16 protein-coding genes are annotated in these 14,682 nt (G+C 35.6%); 12 read left to right on the top strand and 4 right to left on the bottom strand.

Annotated features, from left to right (window positions below; genetic code table 11):
• Window positions 1-46: 46 nt before the first annotated feature.
• A complete protein-coding gene (locus IGL98_RS12690; protein ID WP_206846263.1) occupies window positions 47-550 on the bottom strand; it encodes a hypothetical protein in 504 nt (167 codons plus the stop codon).
• A gap of 201 nt (window positions 551-751) precedes the next feature.
• On the opposite strand from IGL98_RS12690, the gene rlmN reads away from it, so the two are divergent.
• Window positions 752-1,822, top strand: coding sequence for a 23S rRNA (adenine(2503)-C(2))-methyltransferase RlmN (gene rlmN, locus IGL98_RS12685; protein WP_206846260.1), 1,071 nt, complete (start codon window positions 752-754; stop codon window positions 1,820-1,822).
• Between the two features lie 48 nt (window positions 1,823-1,870).
• Here rlmN and IGL98_RS12680 read toward each other — a convergent pair whose 3' ends face one another.
• The 3 genes from IGL98_RS12680 to IGL98_RS12670 all read right to left on the bottom strand — a co-directional run bounded on the left by IGL98_RS12680 (window position 1,871) and on the right by IGL98_RS12670 (window position 4,500).
• A complete protein-coding gene (locus IGL98_RS12680; RefSeq protein ID WP_206847334.1) occupies window positions 1,871-2,800 on the bottom strand; it encodes a LysR family transcriptional regulator in 930 nt (309 codons plus the stop codon).
• A 152-nt stretch (window positions 2,801-2,952) separates the two neighbouring features.
• Window positions 2,953-3,720 carry a DeoR/GlpR family DNA-binding transcription regulator gene (locus IGL98_RS12675; protein ID WP_206847332.1) on the bottom strand — a complete coding sequence of 256 codons (768 nt, stop codon included), beginning with the start codon at window positions 3,718-3,720 and terminating at the stop codon, window positions 2,953-2,955.
• The gene (locus tag IGL98_RS12670) at window positions 3,721-4,500 is read right to left on the bottom strand and encodes a hypothetical protein (protein ID WP_206912780.1); all 780 of its coding nucleotides are present in this window, start codon (window positions 4,498-4,500) and stop codon (window positions 3,721-3,723) included. It lies immediately after the preceding gene.
• 197 nt (window positions 4,501-4,697) lie between these two features.
• Here IGL98_RS12670 and ulaG point away from each other — a divergent pair, with 197 nt between their 5' ends.
• The 11 genes from ulaG (at window position 4,698) to comGC (ending at window position 14,682) form a co-directional block, all read left to right on the top strand.
• Window positions 4,698-5,762, top strand: a complete 1,065-nt coding sequence (ulaG, locus tag IGL98_RS12665; protein ID WP_206845367.1) for an L-ascorbate 6-phosphate lactonase — start codon at window positions 4,698-4,700, stop codon at window positions 5,760-5,762.
• A 15-nt stretch (window positions 5,763-5,777) separates the two neighbouring features.
• On the top strand, window positions 5,778-6,236 hold the full coding sequence (locus IGL98_RS12660; RefSeq protein WP_069646091.1) for a PTS sugar transporter subunit IIA: 459 nt from the start codon (window positions 5,778-5,780) through the stop codon (window positions 6,234-6,236).
• Between the two features lie 15 nt (window positions 6,237-6,251).
• Window positions 6,252-7,730, top strand: coding sequence for a PTS ascorbate transporter subunit IIC (locus tag IGL98_RS12655; protein WP_206845364.1), 1,479 nt, complete (start codon window positions 6,252-6,254; stop codon window positions 7,728-7,730).
• Between the two features lie 175 nt (window positions 7,731-7,905).
• On the top strand, window positions 7,906-8,205 hold the full coding sequence (locus tag IGL98_RS12650; protein WP_010764215.1) for a PTS sugar transporter subunit IIB: 300 nt from the start codon (window positions 7,906-7,908) through the stop codon (window positions 8,203-8,205).
• Between the two features lie 73 nt (window positions 8,206-8,278).
• Window positions 8,279-8,917: a 3-keto-L-gulonate-6-phosphate decarboxylase UlaD gene (locus IGL98_RS12645; RefSeq protein WP_206845361.1), complete on the top strand. Its 639-nt coding sequence runs from the start codon at window positions 8,279-8,281 to the stop codon at window positions 8,915-8,917.
• 5 nt (window positions 8,918-8,922) lie between these two features.
• The gene (locus IGL98_RS12640) at window positions 8,923-9,783 is read left to right on the top strand and encodes an L-ribulose-5-phosphate 3-epimerase (RefSeq protein WP_206845358.1); all 861 of its coding nucleotides are present in this window, start codon (window positions 8,923-8,925) and stop codon (window positions 9,781-9,783) included.
• Complete coding sequence (locus IGL98_RS12635; RefSeq protein WP_277989065.1) at window positions 9,773-10,483, top strand: L-ribulose-5-phosphate 4-epimerase; 711 nt, start codon at window positions 9,773-9,775, stop codon at window positions 10,481-10,483. Before IGL98_RS12640 ends, IGL98_RS12635 begins: the two co-directional genes overlap by 11 nt.
• Before the next feature lie 147 nt (window positions 10,484-10,630).
• The gene (locus tag IGL98_RS12630; protein ID WP_206912778.1) at window positions 10,631-11,950 is read left to right on the top strand and encodes an APC family permease; all 1,320 of its coding nucleotides are present in this window, start codon (window positions 10,631-10,633) and stop codon (window positions 11,948-11,950) included.
• 491 nt (window positions 11,951-12,441) lie between these two features.
• Entirely contained in the window at window positions 12,442-13,404 is a 963-nt protein-coding gene (gene comGA / locus IGL98_RS12625) for a competence type IV pilus ATPase ComGA (RefSeq protein ID WP_206845353.1), read from the top strand.
• Window positions 13,358-14,404, top strand: coding sequence for a competence type IV pilus assembly protein ComGB (gene comGB, locus IGL98_RS12620; protein WP_206845350.1), 1,047 nt, complete (start codon window positions 13,358-13,360; stop codon window positions 14,402-14,404). Before comGA ends, comGB begins: the two co-directional genes overlap by 47 nt.
• Window positions 14,401-14,682, top strand: a complete 282-nt coding sequence (gene comGC, locus IGL98_RS12615; RefSeq protein WP_206845340.1) for a competence type IV pilus major pilin ComGC — start codon at window positions 14,401-14,403, stop codon at window positions 14,680-14,682. The genes comGB and comGC overlap by 4 nt, the downstream gene beginning before the upstream one ends.

Below are 14,682 nucleotides of genomic sequence, written 5' to 3'. Positions count from 1 at the left end.
AAAAGAAGGGCTGATACAGAGATTGTATCAGCTCTTCTTTCTTCAATTAAGGTTCTACGATTCCTTGATCATCGATCCGACCAGAAATTTCAACATCATTTTCAGCGTAAAAAGATAAAGGCGTATTGTCAGTTGTAGGCGATTGTACAGCCTTTAGTATATCTTTTTTGAACTGATTTATTCCCTCATCTGTTGTTGTATCATATAAAATAGCAGCATGACCTAAATCAAATGATGGAGAATCAAGATGTTTGTTTTGGATTTGGATAACTCGTTTTTTCAGTGCATTAGCATAACCTAATTCATAATAGATATTTGGATCGTGGCTTGATAAATCGATAATCACTAAGTCAGCTTTTTCCAAGCAATCATGAATTTTTTTAGCAGTCTGAAGGTGATCTGTACCCAAACCAACTTTTACCAGCTCAAATCCTAGTTGATTTTTAACAAAAGTATCTTGAATATAACCAAAAAGTAAATCGGTGTGGCCTTTAAAATTGCTGGCATGCTCATTGATCGGTGTTGCGAAAAAACATACGTCAGTTTTCATAAAAAAACCTCTTTTCTTAACTTTAATTATAGCAACGAAAAGAGAGTGAAACAAACAATACGGGCAAATACCGCTGAAAGTGAAATTAAGGGGATAAGAAATGTCTATTTCTGGTGACTAGCCTAGATAACATATAGACAAATCGGGTACAATAAGTTATAGTATGAAGCGAATGTTTAGAAGAAATGAGGAAGAAAACTAGTGGAAAAAGCATCCATTTATGGTTTAACAAAAGAAGAACTGATCGCATGGTTCATCGAACATGACGAGAGAAAGTTCCGGGCCACTCAAGTATGGGAATGGCTTTATATCAAACGTGTCATGGCATTTAGCGACATGACAAATTTATCAAAAGATGTCATTGAATTATTAGAAGAAAACTTTATTATCAATCCATTGCGCCAAGTGATCATCCAAGAAGCAAAAGATGGTACAGTGAAATATCTTTTTGAGTTACCAGATAAAAATATGATCGAAACGGTATTGATGCGCCAAGAATATGGTATGTCTGTTTGTGTGACAACGCAAGTCGGTTGTAATATCGGCTGTACCTTCTGTGCAAGTGGTTTACTTAAAAAGCAACGTGACTTAACTGCCGGTGAAATCGTCGCTCAAATCATGCTCGTACAACATTATTTTGATGAACGTGGTGAAGGTGAGCGTGTAAGTCATATTGTGGTGATGGGAATCGGTGAGCCGTTTGATAACTACGATAATTTAATGAATTTCCTACATACGATCAATGATCCAAAGGGGTTGGCAATTGGTGCTCGCCACATTACTGTGTCAACAAGTGGCTTAGTTCCTAAAATCAAAGAGTTTGCTAATAATGGACTGCAAGTTAACTTAGCAATTTCTCTACATGCACCAAATAATGATGTTCGGACATCGATCATGCGTATCAACCGCAGTTTCCCGATTGAAAAATTAATGGAGGCTGTTGATGAGTATTTGGAAAAAACGAATCGTCGAATCACGTTTGAATATATCATGTTGAGTCATGTGAACGATCTTCCGGAGCATGCGCAGCAATTGGCAGATTTATTGAAGGACAAGAAGAAATTAACTTTTGTTAACTTGATTCCTTACAATCCAGTTAGTGAACACGATCAATATAGTCGTAGTGAAAAAGCAGATGTGTTGAAATTCTATGATATTTTAAAGAAAAACGGCGTCAACTGTGTGATCAGAAAAGAATATGGCACAGATATCGATGCGGCTTGCGGACAATTGAGAAGTAAGCAAATCAAAAAAGAAAAGAAAAGAGTTTAACTCTAAAAAATCCCTGATAAAACCAAACTGGTTTTATCAGGGATTTTTTTATTCTTCATTTGAAATAGTAAACCCGTAATCAATAATATGTTCTTTCAAATAGCGTAAATATTCTTCTCCCATTGGTGATAAAGACATCTGAACAGGATGGATCCAGCCAATTTCCATTGTTTCGTCAACTTCCAGAGGCAGTGCAACGATATTTTCATCATTTAATTCTCGACTTAATACACCCGAACTAATCGTATAACCATCTAATCCAATCAAAAAATTAAACAATGTCGCTCGATCACTAACCCGAATACTTTTCTTATGATAACGTGTACTTAAAATTTCCTCTGAAAAGTGAAAGGAATTAAATTGTCCTTGTTCAAATGAAAGATAAGGAAAATCTTCTAAATCTTCTAAAGTTACGGATTGCTTCCCAACTAAGGGGTTCTTTTTACTGACAAAAACATGTGGATGAGCCGTAAACAAGGAATGAAAAATAAGCTGTTTTTCTTTTAATAATTTACGAATCACCTTTTCATTAAATGTGTTCAAGTATAAAATCCCCAACTCACTTTGAAAGGTACTGACGTCTTCGATGATATTGTTGGTTTGTGTTTCACGGAAGGTAAATTCATATTCATTTTTTTCATAAGATTTGATTAATTGAACAAATGCATGAACAGCAAAAGCATAATGTTGTGCAGAAACAGAAAATAGTCTGCGGCGAGTCTCTACACCTTTATATTTTTCTTCCATCAAATCGACTTGCTCCAAAATTTGGCGGGCATAGGACAAGAACTCAGTTCCTTCTGTGGTAAGAACCATTCCTTTTTGTGTCCGTTGAAAAATTTGAATATTCATTTCTTGCTCTAATTCTTTCACAGCAGTTGAAAGGCTGGGCTGAGTGATGAAGAGACGTTTGGCTGCTTCATTAACAGAACCTAATTCAACGATTTTTACGATGTAATCCAATTGTTTGATCCGCATGATCCAATCCTCCTCATACTCATAGATGAAAGCATCGAGCTTATTTAACCGTGACAGCACGAAGTGTGTAATTTATTTTTAACTGAAGTATAGCATAAATAAAAATACTATGAAAAAAAAGAACTATTTTTTCATAGTACGATATCGAACTTTTAGATTTCAACTTGGATAACTTGTACACCTTGTTTCTCGATTTCTCGAATCACTTCAGGAGAAGCAAATGTATCTGTGATCAAATAATTGATATCTTTAATATTTCCACTGGTAAAATTAGACGAAAACCCAATTTTACGATAATCTGCGACGACAATCACTAAGCCATTTGTTCGTTCAATGATCAGCGAATTTATTTTAGATTCATGTAAGACTGGCGTAGTAATGCCGTTTTCAATACTAAGTCCAGAGCAGCCGATAATTGAAATATCAGAAGACATTTTTGAAAAAGAATCAATTGCAATGTCACCAACTAAAGCTTCTTTAGGAAAACGAATTTCGCCACCAGATAAAATAACAGTTGAATTTGGATTGTGATCTAGATTGGCGACCTTGACATTATTTGTGACAATGGTTACGCGTTTGTTTTCTAGATTTTTTAAAGAGGAAAGTGCAGTTGAACCTGTATTGATAAATAAAGTATTTCCCTCTTTAACAAATTCGGCGGCTTTCTTTGCAATCGCATTTTTCAAGATTTCAATTTCTTCATTGTAATCTTCGATACCAGTTTTTGGAACGATTTGGGCTTTTCCATGAGCACGTTGAACTAACCCCATCTTTTCTAAGGCCATTAGATCACGACGGACAGTTATTTCTGAAACGGCGAGTTCATGGCTTATTTCTTTCACCAACAAACTTGTTTCTGTATTGAGTAGTTCAAGTAGTTTGTCTCGACGATTTTTGATCGTTTGGTGAGAGCTTTTCATTTAAATTCCTCCTTTCAAAATCATTTGTGCAACTGCAAGTGTATTTCCAAGCGCTTTTGCTTCTTTTAATGAACGATGACCTTCCGATAGTTCATTTAGTTTAAGTAAACACTGTCCCTTTAGATACAACAGATAAGTTAATTCCCGGTTATTTAATCGGTTCTTATCAATCAAATCTAATTCCCTTAAACATTTTTTATTTCTATTTTGCTGGAAATATCTCATTCCTGCAATTTCGTTCCATGAAAACAACCCACGCATTTGCTTCTTTTTAACATTTTTTAACTTAAACAAGCTTTCTAGACAACTATTTAAATTTTCTTCATCGTTTAAAAAAGAAAAGCAATACATTTGCGTATGATAATAGATGAAGAGGTAATCTAATGTAGAGTGAAAGAAATGCTGATTTTTATGTAAATGATCTAAGCAAACGCGATAATTTCCTTCGTCTAACAAAAGTAAGCTGTCAAAAATAATAATAGACTGTTTGAAGCCATTAAACAAATCTTTTTTCTGTAAAGTTTCTTTTAGAGCAATGGCTTTTTTTAAGTCACAATCAACAGTCAAAGCATAAATCATTTTTTCATAGATGTTTTTTAAGTACTCAAAAAGAATAACAACACTAAGTACGATGCCACCTAAACCGCCAAAAAACAGCTTTGCACCGAGTTCTTGTGCGCTCGTGACTAGATAGAAAATATAGATAGCAAACAACAAATAAACGATCCATAAAAAGCCTTTTTTCCCAAAGTAGATACTTTTCCAAACAAAATTTTTCATATTCCTCACCTCATCGAAACTATATCATAAAAAAAGTTATATGAACATAAAAAAAGATGTTATTATCTATAATGAATTTATTTTTAATGTAAACGTTCTTAAAAACGGTTAAACGATCGTATAAAAAGATTGAAAACGGTTAAAAATATTGTAAAATGAAAAGTGTAATCGAGATAGAGACAATACGGAGGGATCATATGGCAACAATTCATGATGTAACAAAAGAAAGCTGGGTTTTGAGTACTTTTCCTGAATGGGGGACGTATTTAAATGAGGAAATCGAACAAGAAGAAGTCAAAGTTGGAACTGTTTCCATGTGGTGGTTAGGTTGTACTGGGATTTGGTTGAAGTCACATGAGGGAACTAACATTTTATGCGATTTATGGTGTGGAACTGGGAAGAGATCTCATGGCAATGGCAAAATGAAAAAAGGGCATCAAATGATGCGGATGAGTGGATGCGAAAATATGCAGCCTAATCTGAGAACACAGCCTTTTGTCATCGATCCATTTGCAGTCAAAGAGGTTGATGCTTTGGTCGTTACTCATATCCATTCGGATCATTTAGATATCAATACGGCAGCCGCAGTTCATCAGAATTGCCCAAATGCACGTTTTATTGGACCTAAAGAAGTTGTTGAGACTTGGTTGAAGTGGGGGATTCCAGAAGCTAAAACGACGATTGTAAAACCTGGTGATCGTGTTTCGATCAAGGATGTAGATATTGTAGCATTAGAAGCTTTTGATAGAACGGCTTTAGTGACTTGTGAAGACCCAGAAGTGACACTGAAAGGGAAAATACCTCAAGATATGGATGAAATTGCAGTTAATTATTTATTTGAAACAAGCGGCGGCAATATTTATCATGCGGGCGATTCTCACTATTCAAATATGTTTGCCAAACACGGCAATGAACATAAAATCGATGTGTGTTTAGGGGCCTATGGAGAAAATCCTCGGGGAATTACGGACAAAGTGACCTCAGTCGATATGTTGCGTATGGCAGAATCGTTGAATGCTAAGGTTGTTATCCCTGTTCATTACGATATTTGGGCAAACTTTATGGCTGATCCAAAAGAAATTACAGAAATATGGAAATTTAAAAAAGATCGTTTGGACTATCAATTTAAACCGTTTATTTGGCAAGTCGGCGGGAAATTTACGTATCCAAACGATAAAGATAAACTTGAATTCAACTTCTATCGTGGATTTGACGATGTCTTTACTACAGACAATGATACACCGTTTCCATCATTTTTATAAGAGGGGAGAAAGTAGATGCTAAAGTATTTTTATGATAATGAGTTGATCCGTTTTTGTGAGAAAACACCTGATAATTGGGAAGAAGCGATTACTCTGAGTTGTCAGACCTTGCTAGAAAAAGATATCATCACGCAACAATATATAGATGAAATCATAGAGTGTGTTCAAAAATATGGACCGTATATCGTGATTGTCCCAGGTGTCGCTATGCCGCATTCTTCAGAAGATAGTCAGGGTGTTTTGGGAACAGCGATTTCATTCACAAAAATGAATCAAGATGTTGTTTTTGAAGAAGGGAATACAGACAAAAATGCATGTTTATTTTTCACATTAGCAGCTAAAAACAGTGAAGAGCATGTAGAAAATATTTCGAAATTATCAGAAATGTTGATGACTGATGGATTGATTGATGCATTGATGGCAATCAAGACAATGGAGGATTACAAAAAAGTGATGGCAACTTTTGATAGGTAGAAAGAAGGGGAGTAAATGACACAAGTATTAGATTTTCTGATGGGGATTTGGGATTATTTCGCTGCAAATATTTTGACGCAACCAGCATTTTTAATTGGGTTTATAGTTCTATTAGGCTATGTTCTACTCAAAAAGCCCTTGTATGAAAGTATTGCCGGTTTTTTAAAAGCAACAGTTGGCTATTTGATTTTGACTGTTGGTTCAGGCGGTTTAGTTAACAATTTTCGGCCAATTCTAGTTGGTTTAAAAGAACGTTTCAATTTAGATGCGATGGTCATTGATCCTTATTTTGGGCAAAATGCTGTAACAGCAGGAATTGAAGAAACTTTTGGGCGGACATTTAGTGATACGATGATCTTATTATTGATTGCCTTTGTCATGAATATCTTATTGGTTCGTTTCAAAAAATATACAAAGTTGCGAGCGGTTTTTACAACGGGGAATGTTCAAATTCAACAAGCCGCCACAGCATTTTGGATTTTATTGTTTTGTTTTCCTAATTTAGGACAAATTCAAATATTGCTGATCATGGGACTTATTTTAGGCTGTTATTGGGCAGTTGGTTCAAACTTAACAGTTGATATCACGCAAGATTTGACTGAAGGCGCGGGCTTTGCAATTGCCCATCAACAGATGTTTGGTGTTTATATCTTTGCTCGATTAGCGGAAAAAATGAAAAAAGATAAAAATAATCGCAAACTGGAAGATGTACAATTGCCAGGTTTCTTGTCGATTTTCAATGAGAATATGGTTGCAACATCAATCTTGATGCTCTTTTTCTTTGGCATTATTTTAGTTGTATTAGGACCTGCTTATCTAATTGATGCAGGCTTCATGGTGGAAGGGCAAAGTTTCTTTTTCTATATTTTACAAACAGCATTATACTTTGCAGTTTACCTAGCTATTTTGCAATTAGGGGTTCGAACCTTCGTTTCCGAGTTAACTGAGTCCTTCCAAGGAATATCGAATACCTTATTGCCTGGTGCAGTCCCTGGGATTGATGTAGCTGCGACTTTTGGTTTTGGTTCACCAAATGCCGTGACGATTGGATTTTTATTTGGTGCTTTAGGGCAGTTTATAACAATCGGGTTATTGATTCTATTTAAATCGCCAGTGATCGTTATTGCAGGATTCATTCCATTATTCTTTGATAATGCGGTGATTGCGGTTTACGCAAATAATCGTGGTGGATTTAAAGCAGCTTGCATTTTCCCATTTATTTCAGGTGTGATTCAAGTATTAGGGTCTGCTTTGATAGCAGCATTTATCGGGTTATCACAGTACGGCGGCTATATTGGCATGTTTGATTGGGCAACCGTTTGGCCAGTGATGACTTTGTTAATGAAATATTTGGGTTATTTTGGTGTTGCATTAGTGGTGATTATACTGCTGGCAATTCCGCAATTACAGTATCGAGCAAATCCAGAAGGGTATTTCTTGATTGCTGAAGATTATGATGAATATGTTAAAAAAATGGCGGCCAAAGGGGCTTAACATTATCTAGCTGTGTTGGATTTGCTGCAATTTCATCAATTCCTAAGAGCGAATGCTTTAAGGAGTGAGGGTTTCGAGAAAAAGATAAAAAATAAATGAGACAAAGAACGTCTCGAGCATTTTTTCCTATTTTTCTACGAGCCTACTATGTTTTCAAATTTAGGAGGAAATTAAAATGAGAGTATTAGTATCATGTGCAAATGGATCAGGAACAAGTTTAATGATGAAAAAGAGTGTTGAAAAGGCATTGAAAGAATTAGGGTTTAATATTACCAATATTCACCATTGTGCAATTTCGGAAGGAAAAAGTACAGCAGGACAATACGATGTTGTATTTTGTCCAATGAATTTTCTAAATATGTTTGATGATGCTAAGAAAAAGGGAATCACAGTCGTCGGCGTAAAAAATGTCATGTCTGCTAAAGAAATCAGTGAACGTGTGCAAGAAACAGAGTTAGCTGCCAAATTCAAATAATTTAGTAGACCTAGTCAGGGTGGAAAAGCTGTCCATCCTGACGATTATGAATAAAGAGTAAGGAGAGAAGTAAATGAGTAGACCTAATTTACAGGTAGCATTAGACCATTCAGATTTACCTAGTGCAATCAAAGATGTGGTTGCAGTTGGTGAAATCGTGGATATCGTGGAAGTTGGAACGATTCTTTGCTTGCAAGCAGGGGCAGAAGCCGTTCGCTGTATTCGAGCATTGTATCCTGACAAAAAAGTAGTTGCAGATACAAAATGTGCTGATGCTGGCGGAACGGTGGCAAAAAACTGTCGTGATGCTGGGGCAGATTGGATGACAGTCATTTGTTGTTCAATGATTCCAACCATGAAAGCAGCAGCGAAAGAAGTTGAAGAAGTTCAAGTTGAATTATATGGAGACTGGACATACGAGCAGGCACAAAAATGGTTGGATGCGGGTATTTCCCAGGCGATTTATCATCAAAGCCGAGATGCACTTTTAGCAGGGGAAACTTGGGGAGAAAAAGATTTAGAAAAAGTAAAAAAATTGATTGAGATGGGTTTCAGAGTTTCAGTCACTGGCGGATTAGACGTGGAAACATTAAAATTATTCAAAGATCTTGATGTATATACGTTTATTACAGGTCGAGGTATTACAGCTTCTGCCAATCCTAAAAAAGCGGCACAGGATTTTCAAGATGAAATAAAACGAATTTGGGGGTAAAGTTGATGACTACATTAGGAATCTACGAGAAGGCACTTCCTAAAAACATTAGTTGGAAAGAGCGCCTATTACTTACAAAGAAGTTGGGATTTGATTTTATTGAAATGTCGATCGACGAAACCGATGAACGCCTCAAAAGATTAGACTGGACAAATGCAGAGCGTAAAGAAGTGAGAGAAGCGATCCATGAAACGGATGTAAAGATACTATCAATCTGTTTAAGCGGACATCGGCGTTTTCCTTTTGGCTCTGAAGATCAAGAGAAACGAGTAGTCGCTCTGATGTTAATGGAAAAAGCTATAAATTTAGCCTCTGATTTGGGTGTACGCACGATTCAATTAGCAGGCTATGATGTCTATTATGAGACTAAAACTCTGACATCAAGGGAATATTTTATAGAAAATCTAAAAAAAGCGGTAGCAATAGCGGCCTCAAAGGAAATCATTTTATCAATAGAGATCATGGATGATCCATTTATGAATTCTATCTCTAAATTTTTAAAAATCAAAGAACAAATTCGTTCGCCATACTTACAAGTATATCCTGATCTCGGTAATTTATCAGCATGGCCAGAAAACGATGTTGGTTATGAATTAGAAATCGGGATCGATCAGATTTCTGCGATTCATTTGAAAGACACCTTGGCTGTAACTGAACAGTTTGCCGGGAAATTTAAAGAGGTTCCATTTGGTGCGGGCTGTGTTGATTTTTTAGGTTGTTTTAAAACATTGAAACGCTTGGAGTATGCTGGCCCATTTTTAATCGAAATGTGGAGTGAAAATAGTGAAACACCTGAAAAAGAAATAGAACAAGCAAAAGCATTTCTGTTCCCATATCTAAAGGAGGCTGGCTATATTGGCAACTAAAGCATTGATCCAAGAAATGAAAGAACGAGTTTTTGCTGCAAACTTAGCTCTGCCAGAGGCTGGTTTGGTCAAGCTCACATGGGGAAATGTCAGTGAAATCAACCGAGATTCAGGACTAATCGTTATCAAGCCAAGCGGCGTTCCTTATAGTACAATGAAAGCGTGCGATATGGTTGTGACTGACTTAAATGGTGAGGTATTGGAAGGGGAATTGAAGCCATCTTCTGATTTAGCTACCCATGTTGAATTATACAAAGCATTTAAAGAAATTAATTCAGTGGTACATACTCATTCAAAAAATGCAGTAATGTGGGCACAAGCTGGTCGAGAAATACCGGCATATGGTACCACTCATGCAGATACGTTTTATGGTGTTGTTCCTTGTACCCGTCAGTTAACATCGAAAGAAGTTTCTTCAGCTTACGAATTTGAGACTGGAAACGTGATTGTAGAAACATTTAATGGAAAAAATATTGATCCTTTAGCTGTTCCAGGGGTGTTAGTTTATGGGCACGGGCCTTTTACATGGGGACAAACACCTCAAAAAGCTGTAGAAAATAGTATTGTTTTAGACGAGATAGCTGAGATGGCGGCAGTAACAGAAGTTGTAAATGATACAGTTCTGCCAATTCCACAATATCTTTTAGATAAGCATTATTTTAGAAAACATGGTGCAAATGCTTATTATGGACAAATTTAAAAATAAATTTGGTTCATTTAAACGTGCAGGTAAGTCTGAGAAAGACTTTATCTGCACTTTTTTGTGTTTTAATTTGTGAATCACTTGAATTTAAACTTAGAAAAGCTATACTAGAAAAATAACTTAAAAGAGAGAAAGAGGATGAGTATGGGGGAGAATCAGTTAAAGCGTGAAATTTCTTTATTTGGCGCTTTTTCAACAGTTATGGGGACGGTTATTGGTGCGGGAGTCTTTTTTAAAACAGCAAGTGTGGTTAGTTTTGCTCAATCATCAAGTTTAACGATTTTTGCTTGGATATTAGGTGGTATTTTAACCTTATGTGCAGGTTTGACTAGTGCTGAATTAGCTACAGCAATTCCAAAAACGGGTGGAGCTGTTAAATATATTGAATATACTTACGGAAAGCTACCCGGTTTTTTACTTGGTTGGGCACAAAGTGTGATTTATTTTCCAGCTAATATTGCTGCTTTATCGATTATTTTTAGTACACAATTTATTCATTTATTTCATTTTTCGAATGATTTTCTTTTGCCGGTAGCTTTGGGAACGGGGTTAAGCGTAACTCTAATCAATTTGTTAGGAACTAAAGAGGCTTCGAATTTACAATCAGTCACATTGGTTGTAAAAATGATCCCAATTGCTTTAATCGTATTGGTCGGACTTTTTATGCCGGCAAATGTTGAAGTGTCATTATTTCCTGTAAAAGCTGGTGGAGATGGCAGTTTTATCCAAGCCCTTAGCGGTTCCTTACTAGCAACTATGTTTGCTTATGATGGCTGGTTAGGTGTTGGAGCTGTAGCGGGTGAAATGAAACGGCCAGAAAAAGATTTACCAAAGGCAATTTTTTTAGGATTGACGTTTATTACGATTGTTTATGTTTTGATCAATTTGGTTTTTCTTAAAACATTACCGATTGAACAACTTTCTGGAAATTTAAATGCAGCTTCAGACGCTTCAAATCAAATTTTTGGTTTGTTTGGCGGGAAGTTAGTGACAATAGGCATTTTAATCTCTGTATATGGGGCGTTAAATGGATACACGATGACGGGGATTCGAGTTCCTTATGCATTAGCATTAGAAGAGATGATTCCTTTTAGCAAACAATTTCAAAAATTATCCAAAAAATTTGTTGTTCCATATATTGCAGGAATCGTTCAATTTAGCATTGCCGCAATCATGATGTTTTTAGGAAGTTTTGATTTATTAACGGATATGTTAGTTTTTGTTATGTGGCTGTTTAGTTTATTGATTTTTGCTGCCGTGTTGATTCTAAGAAAAAAAGAACCGAAGCTGAATCGTCCTTATAAGGTCCCTTTTTATCCAGTTATTCCCATTATAGCGATCTTCGGAGGATTATTTATTTTGGTTACTACGTTGTTTACGCAAACACTATTGGCTAGTATTGGAATTGGAGTGACCTTGCTAGGAGTTCCAGTCTATCTGATAAATCAAAAAATAAAGCATTAAAAATTAAATAATCTTCATTTATTGTCAAAAATTTATCACTTTGGACTAAGAGATTGAGAAAAACAGCAAAGATTATTTGGTATAATGAAATTGATCTAAGTCTTTATCACTAGATAAAGCAGTGCTCTTGCTTAACCCTTTTAAGCAGGAGCTACTTTTTCTCAAAAATTTTAATAAAATTAACAATTTCTGAAAGTTATTCTGGTCAATTCTTTAGTATAATAGGTATATCAAAACGATAAACTATTTTGGGGAAGATAGTGCATCAGAACTCTTGGTAAAGCTGTACATGTTGATTTTCAACATGTACAGCTTTATTTTTATTTTAAATACTGATAAATAGCTGTATTGAGAAAAATCCAAAACAATATTTCTCGCCATTTAGATGGTTTTAGAGGATGAAGCAAAACTCTTTTTTAGTTTTGCTTCATCCTCTTTTTTTACACTATTTTTCAATTTAACTGCGTATCTTATTATAAGGAGGGAAGAAAATGGATATTAAAGAGCTTTCTATGGGGTTAATCGAATGGGGGATGAAGGAATGCTTACAGGATATCTATATTTTGCCAAATGAGAATAAGATTCAGGTGTTTGCAAGGAAAGGAAAGCACCGAGTCATTTTCAAAGAATTAAATGAAAGTGATGGGGAAAAATTGATTTTTCATTTTAAATTTATCGGCAGCATGGATGTTGGTGAGAGAAGGAAAGCACAAGTTGGTGCTGTAACATATGTGGTCAATCAGAAAGAGATCCGGTTACGCTTATCAACTGTTGGCGATTTTAGACAAAGGGAGAGTTTAGTGATTCGTTTTTTACATGTTTTTGGAAATAGTCAGGAAAATTATTTTTTACCACAACAATTAACGATTGTTAGGAAGCATATAAAACGTCGTGGTTTACATTTATTTTGTGGACCTGTTGGATCTGGGAAAACAACACTGATGTATAAATTGGCGAAAGAGACAGATCAATTTCAGCAAGTGATCACAATAGAAGATCCTGTCGAAATTGAAGAACGATCGTTTCTACAACTGCAGACTAATACTAAAATCGATCTGACTTATGATGTATTGATCAAAGCTTGTTTACGTCATAGACCGGACATTTTGATTATTGGTGAAATTCGAGATGGACTTACTGCACAAGCGGCAATCAGAGCTGCACTTACAGGGCATACGGTATTCGCAACGATTCATGCAAGAAGTATTAGTGGCGTATATGAGCGGCTAGCTGAATTGGGCGTGCAGCACAGAGAAATAGGTGAATGTTTAACAGGTATAATTTATCAAAGATTATTGCCTTTTAAGGCGCCTGATGACAGTGAAATCAGTGGGTTACTTATGGATTATAATTTTTCGAAAAAAATGACTTCTAAATGGTCAACAGAATTAAGAAAGGTTTGGGCCTATGGATTTATCGATAATCAAACGTTTGAAGAAGAAAAAGAGCACTAAATTATCAAGTCAGCAACAGCAATTATTTATCCAGTTGCTTGCCGACTTATTAAGTAATGGATTTACAATTCAAGAAAGTTTGATGTTCATGAGGAAATCTCGTTCTATTTCAGAGGTAACTATCGACTACTTGATTCATATTATGGAACGTGGAGATTCGCTACATGGCGGCTTGGCTCAGCTTGGATTTAAGACGTCGATCATTACCCAAATTGAATTTGCTCAAACTCATGGAGATATAACAGGAACACTAAAAAAAATCAAACAGCATATGAAAATCGTTGATAGACAGCAGCAAAATTTCTATAAAGTAATCAGTTATCCTTTATTGCTCTTGCTTTTTTTAACAGTGGTTTTGATCAGTATTCGTCAAGTTCTACTGCCTCAATTAATGACAAATGGCACAATCCAAGTAGATAATATTGGGATTAAGTTTATACAGCAAAGTCCATATTATATACTGGCAATTATCTTTGGTCTAACTAGCGTGATTCTTTTGATGCGTTGGTATTTGAGCAAAAGAACATTTCTACAAAGAGCAGAGTTTGTTTCGAAGATACCAATTGTGGGGAAGTTGTTTAGAGAATATAATTCAGCATTTTTTGCACTTGAATGGGGCAGACTATTTTCTCAAGGACTAGAAATCAAAATGATCATCCAATTGATGCAAGGGGCAGATCAGCAATCCTTAATGAGTGAATTGGCTGAAATGATTGAAGAACGGTCAATGTTGGGACATACTTTTTACGAACAGTTACCAAGATTTACTTTCTTTTCTCCAGAGTTATCGTTGATTATTCAGCAAGGACAGGTGAAAGGGAATTTAGGAAAAGAGTTGATTTTATATAGCGAACTTTGTTGGCAGCGATTTTTTAAACGAATGGAGAAAATGATTCAGTGGATTCAACCAATTATTTTTTTAGTAGTTGCATTATTGGTCGTTAGTATCTATGCAGCAATGCTGTTACCTATTTATGGCGGAATGGAGGAGTTTTTATGAAAAAGAAAAAACAACGAATAAATTATAAAGGGTTTACCTTGCTAGAAATGCTTGTTGTACTGTTGATAATTTCTGTTTTGATCCTATTATTTGTTCCTAATCTTTCAAAACATAAAGAAGGGGTAGATAAAAAAGGCAATGAAGCCATTGTGAAAATAGTAGAAACACAAATCGATCTTTATAGTATGGAGAAAAATCAAATACCTACTGTAGACCAGTTATTAAAAGAAGAATATATTACACAAGAACAATATGACAAGTACCAGGCGAGTAAGTAG

This window comes from Enterococcus sp. DIV0840, assembly GCF_050527835.1.
GTDB lineage: Bacteria > Bacillota > Bacilli > Lactobacillales > Enterococcaceae > Enterococcus_L > Enterococcus_L ureasiticus.
Note: the sequence above shows the minus strand (reverse complement) of the source record. Positions and strands in the feature narration are given on the sequence as shown.

What these genes read in the sequence shown, in the direction of transcription:
- IGL98_RS12690 (WP_206846263.1), bottom strand. Translation starts at nt 550, where the DNA reads ATGAAAACTGACGTATGTTTTTTCGCAACACCGATCAATGAGCATGCC.
- IGL98_RS12680 (WP_206847334.1), bottom strand. Translation starts at nt 2,800, where the DNA reads ATGCGGATCAAACAATTGGATTACATCGTAAAAATCGTTGAATTAGGT.
- IGL98_RS12675 (WP_206847332.1), bottom strand. Translation starts at nt 3,720, where the DNA reads ATGAAAAGCTCTCACCAAACGATCAAAAATCGTCGAGACAAACTACTT.
- IGL98_RS12670 (WP_206912780.1), bottom strand. Translation starts at nt 4,500, where the DNA reads ATGAAAAATTTTGTTTGGAAAAGTATCTACTTTGGGAAAAAAGGCTTT.
- ulaG (WP_206845367.1), top strand. Translation starts at nt 4,698, where the DNA reads ATGGCAACAATTCATGATGTAACAAAAGAAAGCTGGGTTTTGAGTACT.
- IGL98_RS12660 (WP_069646091.1), top strand. Translation starts at nt 5,778, where the DNA reads ATGCTAAAGTATTTTTATGATAATGAGTTGATCCGTTTTTGTGAGAAA.
- IGL98_RS12655 (WP_206845364.1), top strand. Translation starts at nt 6,252, where the DNA reads ATGACACAAGTATTAGATTTTCTGATGGGGATTTGGGATTATTTCGCT.
- IGL98_RS12650 (WP_010764215.1), top strand. Translation starts at nt 7,906, where the DNA reads ATGAGAGTATTAGTATCATGTGCAAATGGATCAGGAACAAGTTTAATG.
- IGL98_RS12645 (WP_206845361.1), top strand. Translation starts at nt 8,279, where the DNA reads ATGAGTAGACCTAATTTACAGGTAGCATTAGACCATTCAGATTTACCT.
- IGL98_RS12640 (WP_206845358.1), top strand. Translation starts at nt 8,923, where the DNA reads ATGACTACATTAGGAATCTACGAGAAGGCACTTCCTAAAAACATTAGT.
- IGL98_RS12630 (WP_206912778.1), top strand. Translation starts at nt 10,631, where the DNA reads ATGGGGGAGAATCAGTTAAAGCGTGAAATTTCTTTATTTGGCGCTTTT.
- comGA (WP_206845353.1), top strand. Translation starts at nt 12,442, where the DNA reads ATGGATATTAAAGAGCTTTCTATGGGGTTAATCGAATGGGGGATGAAG.
- comGB (WP_206845350.1), top strand. Translation starts at nt 13,358, where the DNA reads ATGGATTTATCGATAATCAAACGTTTGAAGAAGAAAAAGAGCACTAAA.
- comGC (WP_206845340.1), top strand. Translation starts at nt 14,401, where the DNA reads ATGAAAAAGAAAAAACAACGAATAAATTATAAAGGGTTTACCTTGCTA.